Source organism: Cytobacillus sp. FSL H8-0458, assembly GCF_038002165.1.
Taxonomy (GTDB): domain Bacteria; phylum Bacillota; class Bacilli; order Bacillales; family Cytobacillaceae; genus Cytobacillus.
In genome coordinates this window covers 124246-143762 of record NZ_JBBOBR010000001.1, presented here as the reverse complement: position 1 = coordinate 143762, position 19517 = coordinate 124246, and the positions used below count along the sequence as shown (strand labels likewise).

Below are 19517 nucleotides of genomic sequence, written 5' to 3'. Positions count from 1 at the left end.
CAATGGATTTTAGGCAAAATAAAAAGAGGTGTAATAAATACACCTCTGGATTGCCTAAGATTATTCTTTATTAAAGTACTTGAGCTTGTTTAACTTGAACTGGACCCATACCGCGAGGAATTTCGATATTCTCACGCGTTTGAGCTCCTAACGCTTCTGCAATAAAGTCTGCAGCGATGTTAGGGTCAAGATCTCCACACGTATACACATCAATGCTGGCATAGCCATGCTCCGGGAAGCTGTGAATAGTTAAATGAGATTCAGAGATGATCACCACTCCGCTTACACCCTGTGGCGCAAACTTATGAAATGCAACCTCGCGAATTTCAGCACCAGATTTTAATGCAGCATTTACGAATGTCTGCTCAATAAAATCCATATCATTTAACTTTTCAAAATCGCATCCCCAAAGTTCTGAGATAACGTGACGACCCATAGTTTCCATATTCAAATTTCCCCCTTTAAACTTTTAAGCTATTAATTAATGAAATTCCAGATTTATACTGGTCTATAACTACCACGGGGGAAAGTTAGTCCAGAGAGGTCCTAACCCTTTAAGTAGCTACCATACCAAAACCTCGGAGAAGTTCACGAGGATTAGTATACTTTGTTTAATTTCTTTTTGCAACACATTGTTTTACATTTTTTTTGGCAAAATTTCTGAAGACTTTTCCTTCTCAGGATTTAGTTTTGTCCAATAAAAGGAGCCTGCCGGGGATTGGCAGGCTTTAAGGGTATGGGTAGTTTTAAAAAAGAGATTGGCAATTATCCAACTTTTACGGCAGATGCCTGAAAAAGTTCCTGTGCAACATATTTTGTCAAGTCTACGACACGGCAAGAATAGCCCCATTCATTATCGTACCAGGCAAGCACTTTCACTTTGCTGGTGCCGATTACCATTGTAGATAATCCATCAATGATGGCAGAGTGTTCATTTGTGTTGAAATCTATTGACACCAATGGTTCGTCAGTAATATCCAGGATACCATGCAGAGATCCTTGAGAAGCTGTCGCAAATGCCGCATTCACTTCTTCGATTGTAACGTCGCGCTTTAAATCTACCACGAGGTCAACTAAGGAAACGTTAGGAGTCGGCACTCGCAGTGCCATTCCATGCAATTTGCCCTTTAAATGAGGCAATACCAGCGACAAAGCTTTGGCAGCACCAGTTGAAGTCGGGATGATCGACTGTCCGCAAGCACGTGCACGGCGTAAATCCTTATGCGGGTTATCAATATTTTTTTGATCGTTTGTATATGCATGAACTGTTGTCATAAGTCCGTTTTCAATGCCAAATTGTTCATCAAGGACTTTTGCAACAGGTGCAAGGCAGTTTGTTGTACAGGATGCATTAGAAATAATATCATGTTCTTCAATTTTTAATGCGCTTTCATTTACGCCCATAACAATAGTCACATCTTCATTTTTTCCAGGAGCAGTAAGTATTACCTTTTTAGCTCCGGCTTCAAGATGAAGAGCCGCTTTATCACGGGAATTAAACTTTCCTGTAGCTTCAATAACGATATCGATATTCATTTCTTTCCATGGAAGTTCTTCAGGATTCCGGCTGCTGACAAGCTGAACCCTTTTACCGTTCACAACAATAGCATTGTCTTCCGGAACAACGCTTCCTTCGAATGGTCCATGGTTTGTATCATATTTAATTAAGTGTGCCAAAGTTTCAGCCGGATAGCTTGCATTTATGGCAGCCACTTCAAGATTTTCATCAAGGATGGCTTTTCTAAAAACCATACGTCCAATTCTTCCAAAACCATTAATCGCTATTTTCGCCTTCATGTTACGGCCCCTTCCGCATTAGTGTTATACTTTTTATTACCCTAAGATGTAATTAGTATAACATATTAGGAATCATTTGTGATGAATAAAATGCGGATTTTTTAATGTTCAATAATTCAGAAATATCAGCTCATGATTATTCTATTTATTATAGGATAACGGTCTATCTTACAGACGCATGCAGATTATTTTGTCATACTAATTGGGCTTTATATGCATCAAAAAAAGAGCCTATCACAGGCTCCTCAGACAGCATTCCATTTTTTTAAAATACCCCATAATTGTTTTTCTGTTTCTTCAATTGTGCCATTATTATCAATTACATCATCGGCCAATGCCTTCTTATCTCTTAACGGCATCTGGGATTGAATTCTTGCCATCGCTTCTTTCTCGGACATCTGATTTCTTTGCATCAGTCTCTTGAGCTGTATATCTTCATCTGCATATACTAATAATGTCCTGTCGCACATATATTGTAATTTGCTTTCAAATAAAAGAGGTATATCAAGTATGATCAGTTGTTCATTGCGGCTGATTGCTTGTTCCTTTTTGGCTGTCATCCTTTTGCGGACGGCAGGATGTACAATGCTATTTAAAACTTTCCGCTCTGTTTCATCATGAAAAATAACGGAGCCCAGTTCTGCACGATCAATTGAGCCGTCCTTGAGGAGAATCCTTTCCCCAAAATAACGGACAATTTCCTGATAAGCTTCCTCTCCTTTTTCAACAGCCAGCCTGGCTTCTATATCCGCGTCTATTACAGTATATCCTTTTTCGATCAGGAGAGAAGAAACGGTGCTTTTCCCGCTTGCAATCCCGCCTGTCAAACCTACAGTCAGTGACATATTGAGTTCCTTTCATATAAATCGCTAGATTTTTAGAATGCCAATTACGATCAAAATAATGCCCGGAACGAATGAGAACTTATGGACCCATCCGCTTTTTGAGAAAATAGACCCCACCTGCATTCCCATAAACACAAACAGAGAGCTCATAACGGCGACCGTCATTGCCAGGTAGAAAGGTGAGTACCCCAGCATAGCTGCACCGATTCCAGCTCCAAAAGCATCAAGTGATAGGGCGAGCCCTAGCATTAGTGCTTCAACTCCTGTGATGGCACCGGATTTGTCAAAATCGGCGGACATCGGCTTTTTCAGAATACTAATGACAAGCCCAAGAGATTTGATTTCCAGATTTACAATTGTCTTTTCATGCGGCAGGACATCCTTCACCTTTTCCGGCCTGAAAAATTGATATAGGACCCAGGCACCGAGAAAAATCAGAATGACTCCTCCTAAACTTTCAGCAAAAGCCGGAGATAAAAAGGCTTCTATTAAATGGCCGATTGTCATGGCGGCCATTAATGTGAGAGCTGAACAGCAAGCGATTATACTGATCGATTTAAATGGTATGCTCATCTTCCTTAAACCATAGGTTAAACCGACACTAAAACTGTCAAGACTGACAGCAAAAGCAAGAATCAAAAGTGAGAATATATGCGCCATAGAATAGAGCTCCTCCCTGTCAATCGCTACGATAGTATATGGAAGAAGCCCATCCAATGTTATTCGAAACGCATTTTAGCTCTAGTCCGGATCATTATTTTCTCTGGCAAGCCGGACAGTATACTGTACCTCTGCCTCCAGTTACGATCCGCTCAAGTGTGCTTCCGCAGACTTTGCAATCTTCCCCTTTTCGCCCATAAACAAAAAGCTCAAGCTGGAACATGCCAATTTTCCCCTGAGAATTAACATAGGAGCGTATAGTGCTCCCTCCTTTATCTACCGCTTCTCTCAGGGTATCTGCAATTTCTTTGTGAAGTGTTTCCAATTCGCTTCTTGTTAAGCTATTTGCCGCTCTTTCAGGATGAATTCGTGAACGGAATAATGCTTCATCGACATAAATATTGCCAAGCCCTACGATCGTTTTCTGATCGAGAAGCGCAGTTTTGACATTGCGGGAGGTCCGGGCAAGTCTCGAAGCAAGGTCTTCAACCGTAAACTCTTCTGCAAATGGTTCCGGTCCCAGATGTGCCAGGGGAAGAGTCTTAAGTTCTTCACCCTTTGCATATAGGTGCATCGTTCCAAATTTACGGACATCTTTGTATCTGAGTTCAGTCCCATCTGTAAAATGAAAAATGACATGAGTGTGTTTTTCAACAGGTTCTTCTTTAGAGTAAAGGCCGTACCTGCCCTCCATTCTCAGGTGGGACACTAGTGCATACTCATTGGTGTAGAGGATTAGGAATTTCCCTCTCCTGCCAATGTCCTGAAAGGCTTGGCCTGCTAAAGCATCCTTGAATTGGGCAAGCTCTTGGGGATGCTTAACCATTTTAGGCCAGAAAACCGAAACATGTGAAATGGTTTTGCCGATCACCAATTGCTGCAATGTTCTTCTGACCGTTTCAACTTCAGGAAGTTCCGGCATGGTTATCCCTCCTTTATCATGCATTTTCTGCATTTAAAATACAATGTACTTTTATTTCGCATCAAACCATGTTGGGCCATAGGAATAATCAACTTTGAGCGGAACTTTCAATTCTACTGTATTTTCCATTACGTCCGGCACGATTTTTTTGAGTGTCTCTATTTCATTTTCAGGTGCTTCGAAGATCAGTTCATCGTGAACTGACAGCAGAAGGCGTGCTTTGAGTTCTTCTTTTCTTAAGCGGGCAGCCATGTCAATCATGGCTTTTTTAATTATATCTGCTGCACTTCCCTGAATTGGTGTGTTCATAGCGGTGCGTTCTGCAAAGCTTCGCAGGTTGAAGTTTCGGCTAGTGATTTCTGGCAGATATCTTCTTCTGTGAAGAAGGGTCGAGACAAATCCTTTCTGTTTTGCTTCATGGATAATATCATCCATGTACTGCTTAACACCAGGATAGCTTTCAAGATACCGGTCAATAAATTTTCCGGCTTCTTTCCGTGTGATGCCCAGACTTTGGGAAAGGCCGTAATCACTGATTCCGTAGACTATTCCGAAGTTAACTGCCTTAGCATGGCGCCGCATATTGGACGTAACTTCATCTGCTTTAACGTGGAATACTTCCATTGCCGTTTTGGTGTGAATATCCATATCTTCAATAAAGGCTTCAATCAGCTTTTCATCATCTGCAATATGAGCCAGCACTCTCAGTTCAATCTGCGAATAGTCTGCAGCAAAGATAGCCCAGCCGGGTTCTGAAGGAACAAAAGCCTGCCTGATTTTTCGCCCTTCCTCCAGACGGATTGGAATATTTTGCAGATTCGGATCAGTTGAGCTTAATCTTCCTGTCTGGGTAAGTGCCTGATTGAACCGGGTGTGGACTTTGCCTGTTTCCTTGTTAACTACCTTCAGCAGGCCTTCAATATAAGTGGATTGAAGTTTGCCTAGCTGACGGTAGTGCAGGATATCCCGGATTATTTCATGGTTGTTCTCAAGTTTTTCCAGAACATCCGCCGAAGTGGAATAGCCTGTCTTGGTTTTTTTTATGACTGGCAGTCCCAATTTTTCAAAAAGGATTACACCGAGCTGTTTAGGAGAATTGATATTAAAGGCTTCCCCGGCAAGCTCATGTATCCGCTTTTCAATTTCATCCAATTTGGAGAGCAGATCCTGTCCCATTGTCCTCAGGCGTCCTAAATCCACTTTAATTCCAGTTGACTCCATATCCGCTAATATTAAAGACAGTGGCATTTCCAGGTCATAAAACAGCTCGGATTGCTGGTTTTCCTTTAAATCACTATCGAGCTTTTCCCTCAATGTCATCAAGGCTGCTGCTTTTCTTGCTAAATGCCCGGCAAGTTCTTTTTCTTCCGGAATCCGCCTTTTTGCTCCTTTGCCGTAGAAAGCCTCATCAGACTGAATCGCATGATAGCCATGATTTTTTGCTATAGATGCTATATCCTCAATAGTCTGAGACGGGTTAATAATATATGAAGCAATATAAAGATCAAAATCTGCACCCTTTAGATGAATCCCATGATGCCGGAGTGACACCTCAGATCTTTTTGCATCATACACTGTTTTCTTTTTCGTTTCATCTTCAGCCCATCTTTTAAAAACATCTGACTCTAAAGCCGTATCTTTGGAGAAGAAGAAATTCCCCTTTTCATTCGCAACGGAAAAACCAATGATGTCTGCATAATGATAATTATCCTCTAGAAGCTCAACATAAAATGCATTTTCATCAGAAAACATGTCTTCCTTAATTTCGTCTGCAATGCTAAATTCTATTTCATCCAGATCCTCTTCGATTGCCTCAGTGTCCCCGCCGATTTTTTCCAGCAGCGAGTTAAAGCCAAGTTCTTTAAAGATGCTTATAACCTTTTCTTTTTCAAAACCTTCATATTCAACATCTTCAATTTTTATTTCAACGGGAGCTTCCCTCGTGATAGTAGCAAGCTCTTTGCTCATTAATGCCTGACCCTTGAACTCTTCCAGCTTTTCTTTCAGTTTTTTTCCGCTCACCTTATCTGCAGAGTCCAAGAGCTCTTCAAGGGTGCCAAACTCTTTCAGCAATTTAAGGGCTGTTTTTTCGCCCACTCCCGGCACACCCGGGATATTATCTGAGCTATCACCCATAAGGCCTTTCATATCAATAATCCTGTCAGGTGTGATGCCGTATTTTTCTTCTATATGAGCTGGTGTGTATTCTTCAATATCTGTAATGCCTTTACGGGTAATGCTGACTGTGACAGCATCAGAACTTAACTGAGTTAAATCTTTATCCCCTGATATAACTTTAACTTCATAGCCATCTTTTTCAGCATGGAGTGACAGTGTTCCAATGATATCATCCGCTTCATAATTTTCCAGTTCATATCTGGAGATACCGTAAGCATCAAGAAGCTCTCTTATATAAGGAAATTGCTCTGATAGCTCAGGCGGGGTTTTCTGCCGGCCGCCTTTATACTCGCTAAAGGTTTTATGGCGGAAGGTTGTTTTTCCGGCGTCAAATGCCACAAGGAGATGCGTCGGTTTTTCATCCTCCAGAATCCTCTGCAGCATCATGGTAAATCCGTAGACAGCATTGGTATGTATTCCTTTATCATTGTTTAAGAGCGGCAAAGCAAAAAATGCCCGATAAGCGATGCTGTTGCCATCTATCAGAACAAGCTTCTTCTTACCCAAATAAAATCTCCTCCTTCTAAGAAAAGCGGAAGCGCCTTCGGAACAAGCCAAAAACGCTTGTTCCTGCGAAGAACATCCAAGGAAGCTTTCCCTTGGTGCTCACCCCCGACAAGCACAAGACGAGCCTCCCGGAAAGGCGTTCTTTGCCTTTTTGGGAGGATTGTCCGAAATTTGGAGGCGACTGTCCAGGGACGGCAAGCATAAGACGAGCCCTGCAAGAAGGTGTTCTTTCCTTCTGGAAGGGATTGGCTAGTCTTTCGTCCCTAGGAGCCGCAACTAGACAAGCTTGTGACCTCGAGGGGGTAGGCGCTGAAGCTAAACTTGCCCACAATAAATAAGCCGTTATTTTCCTTTATTCTATCATGAGCAGATAGAGAAAGAAAAATAACGGCTTTCCATTTAAATGCTATTTAATTAGTATTCCCCATCAGCAGACGGGCATATGGTGAATCAGAAGGCAGAACAATTACAGTCTCGCCATTGATAGTCTTTTTATAGGATTCAAGTGTGCGGTATAAGGAATAGAATTCAGGATCTTTTGAGAAGGCTTCATTGTAGACCTTCGCAGCTCCCGCTTCCCCTTCCGCCCGAATTACTTCAGCATCAGCCTGAGCCTTCGCAAGCATTTCCCTGACAGTCCTGTCTGTCTCAGCAATAATAACATTCTTCTGGGCATCACCCCTGGACAGATATTCCTGGGCTGTCGACTGGCGCTCGGAAATCATCCTGGTATACACAGACTGTTCATTTTCAGCCGGTAAATCCGTTCGTTTAATGCGTACATCTGTTACTGTGATTCCATAATTATCATTTGTAAGCAGCTCATTCACTTTTGTGGTGATTTGATCATTCAATGATCCTCGTGAAGATTTTTCGTCATTAATGATTTCTTCATAATTCAGCTGACCCAGTTCGGAGCGGGTGACGGAGTAGATGAACTCTTCCATTCTGGCCTCGGCTCCCTCCAATGTTCTGGCGTTTGAGATCATTTTCTTCGGGTCATCAATTTTCCACACTGCATAGTTATCGATAATCATGACCTTTTTGTCCTTTGTATTGATTTCAGCTTCGGACACGTCATAAGTCATTTGATATTTTGGGAGTGTGGTTACACTTTGGATGAATGGTATTTTGTATGCTAATCCAGGCTCACTCTCAATCCGGACTACCTCTCCAAATTGACGGATAACCTTGTATTCCCCTTCCTTTACAATAAACAGGTTGGTGAACAATATCCCTAGTCCCGCAATGATAAGCACCAGGATGATTCCTAGTTTGGTATAGCTTCTCCATTGGAAATTTCCGCCCCGTTCATTGATATTCACAACATTTTGATCACTCATTTTCCGTACCTCCCTCCTCTTTCGGTTTAGCCTGTTCTTTCTCCAGAGGCCTGATCGGGAAATATTTCATAGTGTTTCCATCGTCATTCATAATGTAAATCTCTGCACCTGGAAGGACTTGCTCAAGCGTTTCAATGACAAGCCGCTCTCTTGTGATATCAGGGTTATTCTTATATTCCCCATACAATTTATTAAAGACTGCTACATCTCCACGCGCTCTTTCGAGACGGGCTGCCTTTTCCCCATTTGCTTTGGAGATAAGAGCTTTCTTCTCACCTTCTGCTTCATTCATTCTCTGGTTCTTATATTTATCTGCTTCATTTTTTTTAGTATTAGCGGTTTCCCTTGCATCGGTTACATCTGTAAAAGCTTTTCTTACATCATCATTCGGCAGCTCGACATCCTGCAGTTTTACTGCAAGAATGGATATGCCAATATCATACTTGCCAATTAATGAGGTCAGGAGCTCTCTGACATCCGCTTCAATATCTGCTTTTCCTGAAGTCAGTGCGTCATCTATCTTCGATCCTCCAATAATACTTCTTAAAGATGATGAAGTAGCATCATATAGAATTTCTTCCGGTTCTTCGGAGTTATAAAGGTATTTTTCCGGATCAGTAATTTTCCACTGCACAACCAGATCTGCAAGAACTATATTTTCATCCCCGGTTATCATCTTTGTCTCATCAGGAAAATCCTTTATTTCTCCATCTTTTTCTTCATATCCAAACTGCAGCGAAAATGTTTCCTTTGAAAGCTTCTCCACGCTTTGGACAGGCCACGGCAACTTAAAGTGAAGTCCCGGCTCCGTGATGCCTTCCTCAACTTTTCCAAATGTCAGAATTACTGCCTGGTCCGATTCATCAACGGTGTACCATGTTGTAAAGGCAACTATACTTAAAATAATAATTGCCAGAATTAGCCCTGCGATTGTATAAATCCGCTTTAAGCTGACCATTTCTCTCTCCCCTTCCCCAGTACTTTCTATAACTTTTCATACGATTTATTTACGTAAAGGTTTCATAAATATGACAAAAGTTAAAGAAAGAAAGAAAAATGAAAAAGGCGAAAGCGGGGTCAGCTTTCACCTTTTTCTATGGCTCCTTGGATGAAGGGGTTTAACAATTATGATTTTATCAGCGGAATGTAAAGGGAACATAAATCTGCTGTAAAAATAATGTAAAGTTAATCCTGCCACTTCATCCATTTTTTTCAATCATTATTTTCGGAAGTTCAATTATAAAGGAGGTGCCTTTGCCGACCTCACTTTTGACTGAGATGGTTCCTTTATGTGCTTCAACGAGATGCTTTACGATTGCAAGACCCAGCCCTGTTCCGCCGGAGTTCCTGCTTCTGGCTTTATCAACCCGGTAAAAACGCTCAAAAATACGTGGGATTTCTCTCGCTTCAATCCCAATGCCCGTATCCCTTATTTCGGTTAAAACTGTGCTGCCGGTCTTTGCCGACGAAATATAGACGACCCCCTGATTTGGCGTATAAGAAATTGCATTTGATATGATATTAATAAACACCTGCTTAAGCCGGTGAACATCACCTTCAATATATACAGGTTTATCCTCTCTCTTATATTCCAAAACGATTTCTTTTTCTGCCGCTTTCCCTTTCATGATGGCCACCACATCTTCGAGCACGTCAGCCAGATCCAGCTGCTGAATGGACAAACTAAAGCCTTGCTTTTCGATTTTCGACAGATCCAGCAATTCTTGAATAAGTGATTGCAGACGATCACTTTCATTTAAAATGATATTGAGGAAATCATTAAGAGTCTGTTTGTTTTCCATCGCACCATCCAAAAGAGTTTCAGAGAAACCTTTTATAGAGGTAATAGGTGTTTTCAATTCATGAGAAACGTTCGCTACAAAATCCTTCCTCATCTGCTCAAGCTTCTTCAGTTCTGTAATATCATGAAATACAAGCAAAATCCCTTTCCATTCATCATTTGTGCCGATAATCGGAACTCCATATACTTCAAAATAACGTCTTTCGATATTGACAGGAATAATGAGCTGCTTTTTTACTTTCTGTTCGGTCATGAAAATTTCTTCGACCATTTCGGTAATACCTTTGTGTTCTATCACTTCATAATAGAGCTTGTAAAGGTATTCGGAAGGATTTACATTGAAAACCTCTTTATATGGCCGGTTCACTAAATTAATATAGCCTCTGCTGTCAATAAGAATCAAACCGCTTCCCATGTTTTCGATGAGAGCCCCAAGTCTGTCCTGCTGCATTTCCTGGGATTTCACCATTTCCTGAAGATTTCTCGCCAGTACATTGATGGACTTACTCAGCATGCCTGTTTCATCTTCGTGATCTTCATATGTTCTTGCCCGATAGTTTCCCTTAGTAAGTTCAATCGCAACCTGTGTTGCTGACTCGATAGGCTTTGTATATCGTGCCATAATTCTTGACCCAAGCAGAATAATCATAAATAAAGACAGTCCAAGACTGACAGCTAAAATCCACCAAATCTGCTGATAGGCCTTTTGGAATTCAGCCAGCTTTGTGCTTAGGAAGATATAGCCTTCCTTCTCGCCATTTATCATGACAGGCTGCCAATAATAGTGCAGATTAAACCCTCCAGCCACTTCCCATCCTGATTCATTTGCAGATTTCTTTTTTAATACTTCAAATATGATTTCCTGGTGCCTGTTTTGCGTTGTCTCACTTTTGATGCTGCTATCCATTAATATTCTGCCCTTGCTATCAGTAGCCGTTACATGCACATCAAGTATGTCACCAAGCTCATTGATTCTCTCAATACTAATGGATCCAATGCCACCATTGCCCTCAATATAGCTCGCCGCCATTTCAGTCTCTTTTTGGAGACGTGCATCAAATGTATTTAAATAATAGCTTTTAAAAAGCTGGCCTAAAAGAAGGCCTAATGCAATTAAAACCACCAGAATTAATGAAAGCAATGCGAAAAGCAGGCGGGTGCGAAAGGTTGTCATTCTCCTTTAGGCTCCTCCAATTTGTAGCCCAGTCCGCGAATGGTCTTAATATATACAGGTTTTTTGGTGTTTGCTTCAATTTTCTCTCTTAAATGGCTAATATGTACATCAACGATTCTCGTGTCTCCTGCAAAATCATAATTCCACACTGCACTAAGCAGCTGATCCCGTGTAAGGACACGGCTCTTATTCTTGGCAAGATATAATAGCAATTCAAATTCCTTCGGAGTTAATTCAAGGAGTTCTTCTTCAAAATAGGCTTCATAATGCTGCGGAAAGATTTTAAGACCGCCAATCCTAAAAGAATCTCCCTCTTCTGCTTTCTCCTCGGCAGCTTCAGGCACAAATTGAGTTCTCCGTAAGATAGCTTTAACTCTGGCAACCACTTCCCTGGGGCTGAAAGGTTTTGTCATGTAATCATCTGCACCCAGTTCAAGACCAAGAACCTTATCAAATTCATCATCCTTGGCAGTCAGCATTAAAATAGGTGTCGCTATTTTCTGCTGTCTAAGCTGTTTGCATACTTCTATTCCATCAAGCTTTGGCAGCATAAGATCAAGTACTATAAGATCCGGCTTTTCAGAAATGGCCAGATCTTTTCCCTCCTGGCCATCCATGGCTGTAAGCACTTCATAGCCCGCCTGCTGCAGGTTGTATTGAAGTAAAGTTACGATAGATTGTTCGTCATCTACAACTAGAATTTTCTTATCCATGCGATCCTCCGAGTGAATGAATTACCCCTGTTTGAAACTCAGCTGATTGATTGTCAGCGATCTTTATAAAAGCAGGTATCCCTCCTGCCTATCAAACCCCTATTTGCCATATATCTTTATTATAATATATTTCATGATTTTTTTCGGGTCAATTCTAGGAAAGAAAGGATTTCATCAAAAAAAGATGCGCATATGCTGCACATCTTTTGACTATCAGAAATTATCCAGAGCATTCCCATCCATAGGCTGCGGCTTGTATGGCGGACATACAAGGAGCTGGCCATTAATAACCGTCTGCTCCTCTTCATTTGTTCCCTGTACCTTAATTTGCACGGTATGATTTGAGGTGCTTACTTCTGTTACTTCAAATAAAAATTGAACCGTACCATAATGATAGACTGGCTTCGTGTACTCGATTTCCTGTTTTAAAACATGGCTTCCTGGACCCGGCAAATATTTTGATATGGCAGAATTTATGATGCCATTCAGCATTACACTTGGTACAATAGGTTTTTTATAAGGTGTTTGTGAAGCATAATCATGCTGAATATATAAAGGGTTTGCATCGTTGGTCAGGCCAAGATACAGCAATAGATCCTTGTCTTCTATTTTTTCTGTGAGCGTCAATTTTTCGCCCACAGATATTTCTTCAATGGTTCTTCCCAGTTTTCTTTTCTTTCCAAGCAGCATATCTAAGCACCTCCGAGTATTGTAACCGTTTACATAGTTAATGTAAAAAATAGACTGTTCAATATTTTAAATTATTCAGTCTATTTTTATATGATATCATTTTATACTATTTCCCAAAAGGGCTTCCAGTAAAAAAATCCGGGAGAAAGCCCCCGGATTTTCTTCACTTAAAATTAGACCATCCTAGTAAGCTAATACTTCCATTACCTTGCGAACTGAATCTGCCGATTTATCGAGGGCAGCTTTTTCTTCGCTTGTCAGTTCAAGCTCTATTACTTTTTCGATTCCGTTTGCTCCAAGGATTGCAGGCACACCCAGATAGATTCCTTCGTAGCCATATTCTCCTTCTAGGTAAGCAATGGAAGGAAGTACGCGGCGCTGATCCTTAAGGATAGCTTCACACATTTCCACAAGGGAAGCCGCTGGAGCATAGTAGGCACTTCCGTTGCCTAATAAGTTGACGATCTCTCCTCCGCCTTTGCGTGTACGCTCGACAATGGCATCAAGACGATCTTTTGAAATTAAGGCTTCTAAAGGAATGCCGCCAGCATATGAATAGCGGACTAGCGGAACCATATCATCACCATGGCCGCCAAGTACAAATCCTGTAATGTCTTTAACAGACAAATTCAGTTCCTGGGCGACAAATGTCCGGAAGCGGGCTGTGTCAAGAACACCTGATTGGCCAATTACACGGTTTTTCGGGAAGCCTGATTCCTTGAAAACGGTATAAGTCATGGCATCAACTGGATTAGTCAGCACAACAATATAGCTATTTGGAGAATGTTTTGCAATCTCCTGAGCTACACTTTTCATAATCTTCTGGTTCGTTTGTACAAGGTCATCCCGGCTCATGCCCGGCTTCCGTGCAATGCCTGCTGTAATAACTACTATGTCAGATTCTTGTGTATCTTCATAGCTTGAAGTACCTATAATATTCGCATCGAATCCCTGAACAGGACTTGCTTCAAGCATATCAAGAGCTTTTCCCTTTGTAGGGTTTTCCATTTGCGGAATATCAACCAGCACAACATCTCCAAGTTCCTTTTGAGCCAGTAAGAATGCAGTTGTTGCACCAGTAAATCCTCCACCGATTACAGAAATCTTTTTACGTTTCAATGACATGAGCAGTTCCTCCTTTTGGAAATGAAAGTATCAGGATTTGCATCCTTTATGTAAGAGGCTGTTCCAAAGAACAGCCATCCTATATACACAATTTCAGAGAATCGCCAGCTGCCCGGCAAAAGAAGTTTCCTCAGGGAAGCACACAAAATAGCACTGCATGAATAGTATATTAGTCAAAAGCGCCTTTTATTAAAGGCGCTTTTGCTTTTTTACTCCATGTTTTTAATTAGTTCGTCGGCAAATTCAGAACATTTTACTTCAGTTGCTCCATCCATTAGACGGGCAAAGTCATATGTTACGACTTTAGAAGCAATAGATTTTTCCATAGATTTAACGATCATGTTTGCGGCTTCGTTCCATCCAAGGTGCTCAAGCATTAATACACCTGAAAGAATAACAGAAGAAGGGTTAACCTTATCAAGACCAGCATACTTCGGAGCTGTACCATGAGTTGCTTCGAAGATCGCATGTCCAGTTTCATAGTTAATGTTTGCTCCAGGAGCAATACCAATTCCGCCTACCTGTGCAGCAAGAGCATCAGAAATATAATCGCCGTTCAAGTTCATTGTTGCAACAACATCAAACTCTTTTGGACGGGTAAGGATCTGCTGAAGGAAAATATCAGCAATCGCATCTTTAACAATAATTTTGCCGGCTGCTTCTGCATCTGCCTGAGCTTTGTTTGCAGCTTCAACACCCTGCTCATCCTTAATGCGGTCATATTGAGCCCACGTGAATACTTTTTCTCCGTACTCTCTTTCAGCGAGCTCATAACCCCAGTTTTTAAAGGCACCCTCAGTAAATTTCATGATATTGCCTTTATGTACAAGTGTTAGAGATTTGCGGCCTTCTTTAATTGCATACTCAATAGCAGCGCGTACAAGGCGGCTGGTTCCCTCTTCTGAAACAGGCTTAATGCCGAGGCCTGAAGTTTCAGGGAAGCGGATCTTATTAACACCCATTTCATCCTGAAGGAATGAAATTAACTTTTTAACCTCATCAGAGCCTTTTGCATACTCAATGCCGGCATAAATATCTTCAGTATTTTCACGGAAAATAACCATATCAGTATCCTGAGGGCGTTTAACTGGAGAAGGAACGCCTTCAAACCAGCGGACAGGACGCAGGCACACAAACAGGTCAAGCTCCTGGCGAAGTGCAACGTTCAGAGAACGGATTCCGCCGCCGATTGGTGTTGTTAGTGGACCTTTAATCGCAATTAGATATTCATTGATCACATCAAGTGTTTCAGAAGGAAGCCACTCTCCAGTCTGGTTGAAGGCTTTTTCTCCTGCTAACACTTCTTTCCAGACAAGCTTGCGCTCACCTTTATATGCTTTTTCTACAGAAGCATCCAATACACGGGAAGCTGCTGCCCAAATATCAGGTCCTGTTCCGTCTCCTTCGATAAAAGGAACGATTGGATTGTTTGGTACGTTTAGTACACCATTAGTAACTGTAATTTTTTCACCTTGCATTGTTATACCCTCCATTTTGAAAAGTGCGAGCATTAGCCTTTTTATTTATATAGTCTGCGGCACAATGCTGCGTCAGTATATCAGAATCAAAGGTTAGAAGGCTTTTGCCCCTAACCTTTTCCCTGCTCTCTCTATTACAGCAATTTTTTGATAAAAAGTAAAATGCTGAGTAGTAATTTTAGTTCTTTAAATCTGTTTTTTCAGCTTATTAAAGACCTCTTTGCTCTACTGGCACGTATTTCTGCATACCCGGGCCTGTATAGTCTGCACGCGGACGGATCAAACGATTATTCTCATATTGTTCGAGAATATGAGCCAGCCAGCCAGATACACGGCTTACAGCAAAAATCGGCGTGAACAGGTCATGGTCGATTCCCAGGCTATGGTATACAGATGCAGAATAGAAGTCGACATTTGGCGGAAGTTTTTTCTCTCCGGTAACGATCGCTTCAATTTGCGTGGACATTTCGTACCAGTGTGGTTCCCCGGTAAGCTCTGTAAGCTTTTTAGACATTTCTCTTAAGTGCTTGGCACGAGGATCGCCATGACGGTAAACACGATGGCCAAAGCCCATGATTTTCTCTTTCTTTTCAAGCTTTTCACGGATATACGGCTCTACATTTTCAAGAGTGCTAATATCAGTAAGCATCTTCATTACCGCCTCATTGGCACCGCCATGCAATGGACCTTTTAATGCGCCAATAGCAGCTGTAACTCCTGAATAAATATCTGACAATGTGGCTACACATACACGTGCAGTGAAAGTGGAAGCATTCAGTTCATGGTCCGCATGAAGAACCAGCGCTTTATTAAATGCTTCAATTGCGATTGGTTCAGGCTCTTTGCCTGTAAGCATGTATAGGAAGTTGGCTGCAAATCCAAGATCTGTTCTAGGAGCAATTGGTTCAAGGCCTTTTCTTACCCGTGCAAATGCCGTTACGATAGCAGGCATTTTAGCTTGAAGGCGAATTGCTTTTTTATAGTTTGCTTCTTCATCCATCTGGTCTGCTTCTTCATCATAAAGTCCCAATAGAGACACTGCAGAACGAAGGGCAGCCATTGGATGCACTTTGTCAATTGGATATGTTTTAAAATGGTTCAGAACTTCCTCTGGAAGAGAGTAGTTTGCTGCAAGCTGACTCTTTAACTCGTCCAGTTGTGATTGAGCAGGAAGCTTTCTGTGCCATAAAAGATAAATAACCTCTTCAAAGCTTGCATTTTCAGCCAAATCATCAATATTGTAGCCCGCATAGGTTAATGTATCGTCTATGATGGAGCTGATAGACGAAGTAGTAGCTACTACCCCTTCAAGACCGCGTGTTACTGTCATACCGAATCTCTCCTTTACATAATAAAATTTCCCCATACCCATTTTTGTCTGTACATTAAACATAAGTAAGCCGAACCTGATTTTTCATTTTTCAGAAAAGCTTCCTCGTCATGTCCACATTCTGTTTTATTTTTTGGACACTTTTATAGGGCTGCAGGACAGCCATTGAAAAGCCGGCTGTATTAGCCGATCTACAGACCAAATCCATGAAAGGTGAAACTTTCATTTATTGAAAAGCATTCCCCGATATATGGAAGAAATAAACTTTCTCTTGGCATGCATTAATCGAGCGGTTGCTCGGTACTCTCTAAAAAAAAAAGAAAATGCTTACATTATTTTTGAAAATGGAAAAAATAAATATATTAATAACATTTTAATAGAGCTTAACTGAATTTAATAGGTACCGCGAAATAGGTTACGCTTACAAGTCCTATTATAAACAATTATCTGACTTTTGTGAATGAAAAGCACTTAATTTGTTAAAAAATATTATTTTTCAAGAAAAGTTTATTTACATTATTGCCAAAGGCAATGAAAAATCTAAATAAACATTCATTTAAAAAACTCAAAGACTTTCATTGCCATATACGCAATCCCCGCCCCTATCAGAGGACCGACGGCAATACCTTTAAAAAGGGAGACAGCAAGAATGGTCCCCAGAACAAGAGCAGTTGTTATATGGGGATCTTCAGCCAGCAATACGATGCCGCCTTTTGCCAGAAGCGCAACTGCAATCCCTGAGACAAGAGCAACCCACGCATAAGGGGATTTAAATGCCCCGCCTAAATCCCGGAAGCCGATTTCACCACTGGCTATAGGAGCAAGGACAGCAATTGTAATAATGGTTACACCCCAGTTAATCCCTTTGGACTGCAGAAATGAAAATGTTTTTGAATCCAGGCCGGCTGCTTTAAGGATAATCAAAACAAAGACAGCAATGATCAGTGATTGATTTTTTGCTAATACACCAATTCCCAGCAATAGAAATAAAAAAATGAGTGATTGGGAAACCATCTGCTAATTCACCTGCCAGCTTTCTATATTATCGTAACATAATTTAAATCAATTTAATAATTTCCGGGTTCTTTGGCGGAGTTTTAAAAATAGAATAAGTATTAATAGACAATATCTAATTATTTTAAGCTGCTGCAAAAATGATGTATGATATGACTAATAACATTACATAAAGCAAGCTGCAATGACTTAGTCTGTTCAAATTTAATAAGGAGGCTATTACTTGAACCCGGCATATATCTATCGGACTGTAAGATTTTTCTTTGTCATTGGAGTGGTGATCTTAGGTCTCTATGCTTTCTTATATTTATCTAAAGTAACTTATCCTTTTATTATTGGACTGGCCATAGCCTTTCTGATTAACCCTTTGGTCAATATAATGGAGGTTAAATGGAAAATACCAAGGGCTCTTGCAGTCCTCATTGCACTGATTCTTATCTTTGCCATTTTTGCCGGATTAATCACTTTGCTGGTGGCAGAGATTGTATCTGGTGCGGATTATTTGGCAAAAGTAGTGCCGCAGCACCTTGATACCTTAATTGGTTTTGTTGAGCAGTTCTTTGCAGGGCAAATCATTCCTCTTTATAACCAGCTGGCAAGTTTATTTAATACTCTGGGAACAGGACAGCAGGATACCATCATGACGAATATAGAAAATGTCGGGAAGCAATTTGGCTCTACATTGGGAGATTTTATCCAGGCATTTTTCGAGAAAATCCCAAACATTCTTTCATGGTTCCCCAACGCAGCAACGGTCCTGATTTTCTCGCTGCTGGCCACTTTTTTTATCAGCAAAGATTGGCATAGGCTTTCAGGCATATTCAGCCGCATACTGCCAAGCCGCGCAAAAAAAAGCGGCAGAACCGTATTTGCCGATCTGCAGAAGGCTTTGTTTGGATTTGTCAAGGCACAGGCTACTTTAGTATCTATTACTACGGTTATCATACTTGCCGGACTTCTGATTCTGCGTGTCGATTACGCCATCACAATTGCACTTGTGACTGGCCTTGTCGATATTATTCCCTATCTCGGAACAGGGCTGATTTTTGTGCCATGGATTATATATGAAGCAATCGGCGGAGAAATGAGCAGGGCACTCGGCCTGGGCATTCTTTATATCATCGTGCTGGCCCAGCGCCAGATAATGGAGCCAAAAATACTTTCATCAAGCATTGGGCTTGATCCTTTAGCTACCCTGATTGCTTTATTTGTTGGTTTTAAACTAATTGGTTTTCTTGGCTTAATTGCAGGTCCGGTTACTCTTGTACTCATCACTACTCTCCATAAAGCTGGGGTATTCCGGGATATCTGGATGTTTATAAAAGGCAATGAAGAAGCCGATTAGGATGAAAAATTCAGGCATTGCCTTCAGTCAGGCTATGCAGAGAAGTGGATGTTGGGCACTTGCCTAACCAAAAGAGTTAAATTTCCCCGCTCAATGGCAATAGTGCCACTGAGCGGGACAATAACCATGGGATTGCCGTCTTCCAGTAAATTAAACCAGCCGCTCCAATGAATCGGAGCGGCTTTATATAGCTATTTTTACCTGATTATCGTGATCGTTCCCTTGTTTATCCATTTTTTCAGACCTATATAAAGGATGTTTTTAAATCCTTTTCTAGCCGAAGGAAGAAGCAATGTAAATCCTAATGCATCTGTAATGAACCCCGGTGCAAGGAGCAAGGTGCCTCCAATAAGGATACATGCCCCATCAAGAATTGCATCTCCAGGCATTTGCCCGTATCGCAGCTGATCCTGTATTTTTCTGATTGTTTCAAGACCCTGCTTTTTAGCGAGATAAGCACCGAGAACACCTGTAAGCAGGATAATCGCAAGTGTAGGCCATAGGCCAATGGTGTTGCCTGAAAGAAGTAAAACACCAATTTCAGCAGCTGGAACGATTATCATCAGCAAGAGAATGTAGCGCATTAAGCCACCTC

General features: G+C 41.2%; 17 protein-coding genes. 1 reads left to right on the top strand and 16 read right to left on the bottom strand.

What is annotated here, in order from left to right; all coding sequences use genetic code 11:
* Window positions 1-70: 70 nt before the first annotated feature.
* The 15 genes from speD to NYE23_RS00565 form a co-directional block, all read right to left on the bottom strand.
* On the bottom strand, window positions 71-445 hold the full coding sequence (gene speD / locus NYE23_RS00635) for an adenosylmethionine decarboxylase (protein ID WP_048008383.1): 375 nt from the start codon (window positions 443-445) through the stop codon (window positions 71-73).
* A gap of 320 nt (window positions 446-765) precedes the next feature.
* Window positions 766-1797, bottom strand: coding sequence for a glyceraldehyde-3-phosphate dehydrogenase (locus NYE23_RS00630; RefSeq protein ID WP_341074809.1), 1032 nt, complete (start codon window positions 1795-1797; stop codon window positions 766-768).
* A 245-nt stretch (window positions 1798-2042) separates the two neighbouring features.
* Window positions 2043-2642, bottom strand: a complete 600-nt coding sequence (coaE, locus tag NYE23_RS00625; RefSeq protein WP_341074808.1) for a dephospho-CoA kinase — start codon at window positions 2640-2642, stop codon at window positions 2043-2045.
* Between the two features lie 24 nt (window positions 2643-2666).
* Window positions 2667-3302 (bottom strand): sporulation membrane protein YtaF, encoded by a 636-nt coding sequence (gene ytaF / locus NYE23_RS00620; RefSeq protein ID WP_341074807.1) that lies wholly within the window; start codon window positions 3300-3302, stop codon window positions 2667-2669.
* 94 nt (window positions 3303-3396) lie between these two features.
* Window positions 3397-4224, bottom strand: a complete 828-nt coding sequence (gene mutM / locus NYE23_RS00615) for a DNA-formamidopyrimidine glycosylase (RefSeq protein ID WP_341074805.1) — start codon at window positions 4222-4224, stop codon at window positions 3397-3399.
* Window positions 4225-4275: 51 nt separating this feature from the next.
* Window positions 4276-6909 carry a DNA polymerase I gene (polA, locus tag NYE23_RS00610; protein WP_341074804.1) on the bottom strand — a complete coding sequence of 878 codons (2634 nt, stop codon included), beginning with the start codon at window positions 6907-6909 and terminating at the stop codon, window positions 4276-4278.
* A gap of 410 nt (window positions 6910-7319) precedes the next feature.
* Entirely contained in the window at window positions 7320-8252 is a 933-nt protein-coding gene (gene hflC, locus NYE23_RS00605; RefSeq protein WP_341074803.1) for a protease modulator HflC, read from the bottom strand.
* Entirely contained in the window at window positions 8245-9210 is a 966-nt protein-coding gene (gene hflK, locus NYE23_RS00600; protein WP_341074802.1) for an FtsH protease activity modulator HflK, read from the bottom strand. Before hflK ends, hflC begins: the two co-directional genes overlap by 8 nt.
* Before the next feature lie 241 nt (window positions 9211-9451).
* Window positions 9452-11227 carry a two-component system histidine kinase PnpS gene (gene pnpS, locus NYE23_RS00595; RefSeq protein WP_341074801.1) on the bottom strand — a complete coding sequence of 592 codons (1776 nt, stop codon included), beginning with the start codon at window positions 11225-11227 and terminating at the stop codon, window positions 9452-9454.
* Window positions 11224-11940, bottom strand: coding sequence for a response regulator transcription factor (locus NYE23_RS00590; RefSeq protein WP_341074800.1), 717 nt, complete (start codon window positions 11938-11940; stop codon window positions 11224-11226). Before NYE23_RS00590 ends, pnpS begins: the two co-directional genes overlap by 4 nt.
* Before the next feature lie 213 nt (window positions 11941-12153).
* Window positions 12154-12630, bottom strand: coding sequence for a MaoC/PaaZ C-terminal domain-containing protein (locus tag NYE23_RS00585; RefSeq protein ID WP_341074799.1), 477 nt, complete (start codon window positions 12628-12630; stop codon window positions 12154-12156).
* Window positions 12631-12813: 183 nt separating this feature from the next.
* Window positions 12814-13755 (bottom strand): malate dehydrogenase, encoded by a 942-nt coding sequence (mdh, locus tag NYE23_RS00580; protein WP_341074798.1) that lies wholly within the window; start codon window positions 13753-13755, stop codon window positions 12814-12816.
* A gap of 209 nt (window positions 13756-13964) precedes the next feature.
* Window positions 13965-15233, bottom strand: a complete 1269-nt coding sequence (gene icd, locus NYE23_RS00575) for an NADP-dependent isocitrate dehydrogenase (protein ID WP_341074796.1) — start codon at window positions 15231-15233, stop codon at window positions 13965-13967.
* A gap of 208 nt (window positions 15234-15441) precedes the next feature.
* A complete protein-coding gene (gene citZ / locus NYE23_RS00570) occupies window positions 15442-16563 on the bottom strand; it encodes a citrate synthase (protein ID WP_341074795.1) in 1122 nt (373 codons plus the stop codon).
* A 552-nt stretch (window positions 16564-17115) separates the two neighbouring features.
* Window positions 17116-17577: a DUF441 domain-containing protein gene (locus tag NYE23_RS00565; protein ID WP_341074794.1), complete on the bottom strand. Its 462-nt coding sequence runs from the start codon at window positions 17575-17577 to the stop codon at window positions 17116-17118.
* 223 nt (window positions 17578-17800) lie between these two features.
* On the opposite strand from NYE23_RS00565, the gene ytvI reads away from it, so the two are divergent.
* Window positions 17801-18922: a sporulation integral membrane protein YtvI gene (gene ytvI, locus NYE23_RS00560; RefSeq protein ID WP_341074793.1), complete on the top strand. Its 1122-nt coding sequence runs from the start codon at window positions 17801-17803 to the stop codon at window positions 18920-18922.
* A gap of 197 nt (window positions 18923-19119) precedes the next feature.
* Here the strand turns inward: ytvI and NYE23_RS00555 are convergent, their stop codons facing one another.
* Window positions 19120-19506 carry an FxsA family protein gene (locus NYE23_RS00555; RefSeq protein ID WP_341074792.1) on the bottom strand — a complete coding sequence of 129 codons (387 nt, stop codon included), beginning with the start codon at window positions 19504-19506 and terminating at the stop codon, window positions 19120-19122.
* Window positions 19507-19517 lie beyond the last annotated feature (11 nt).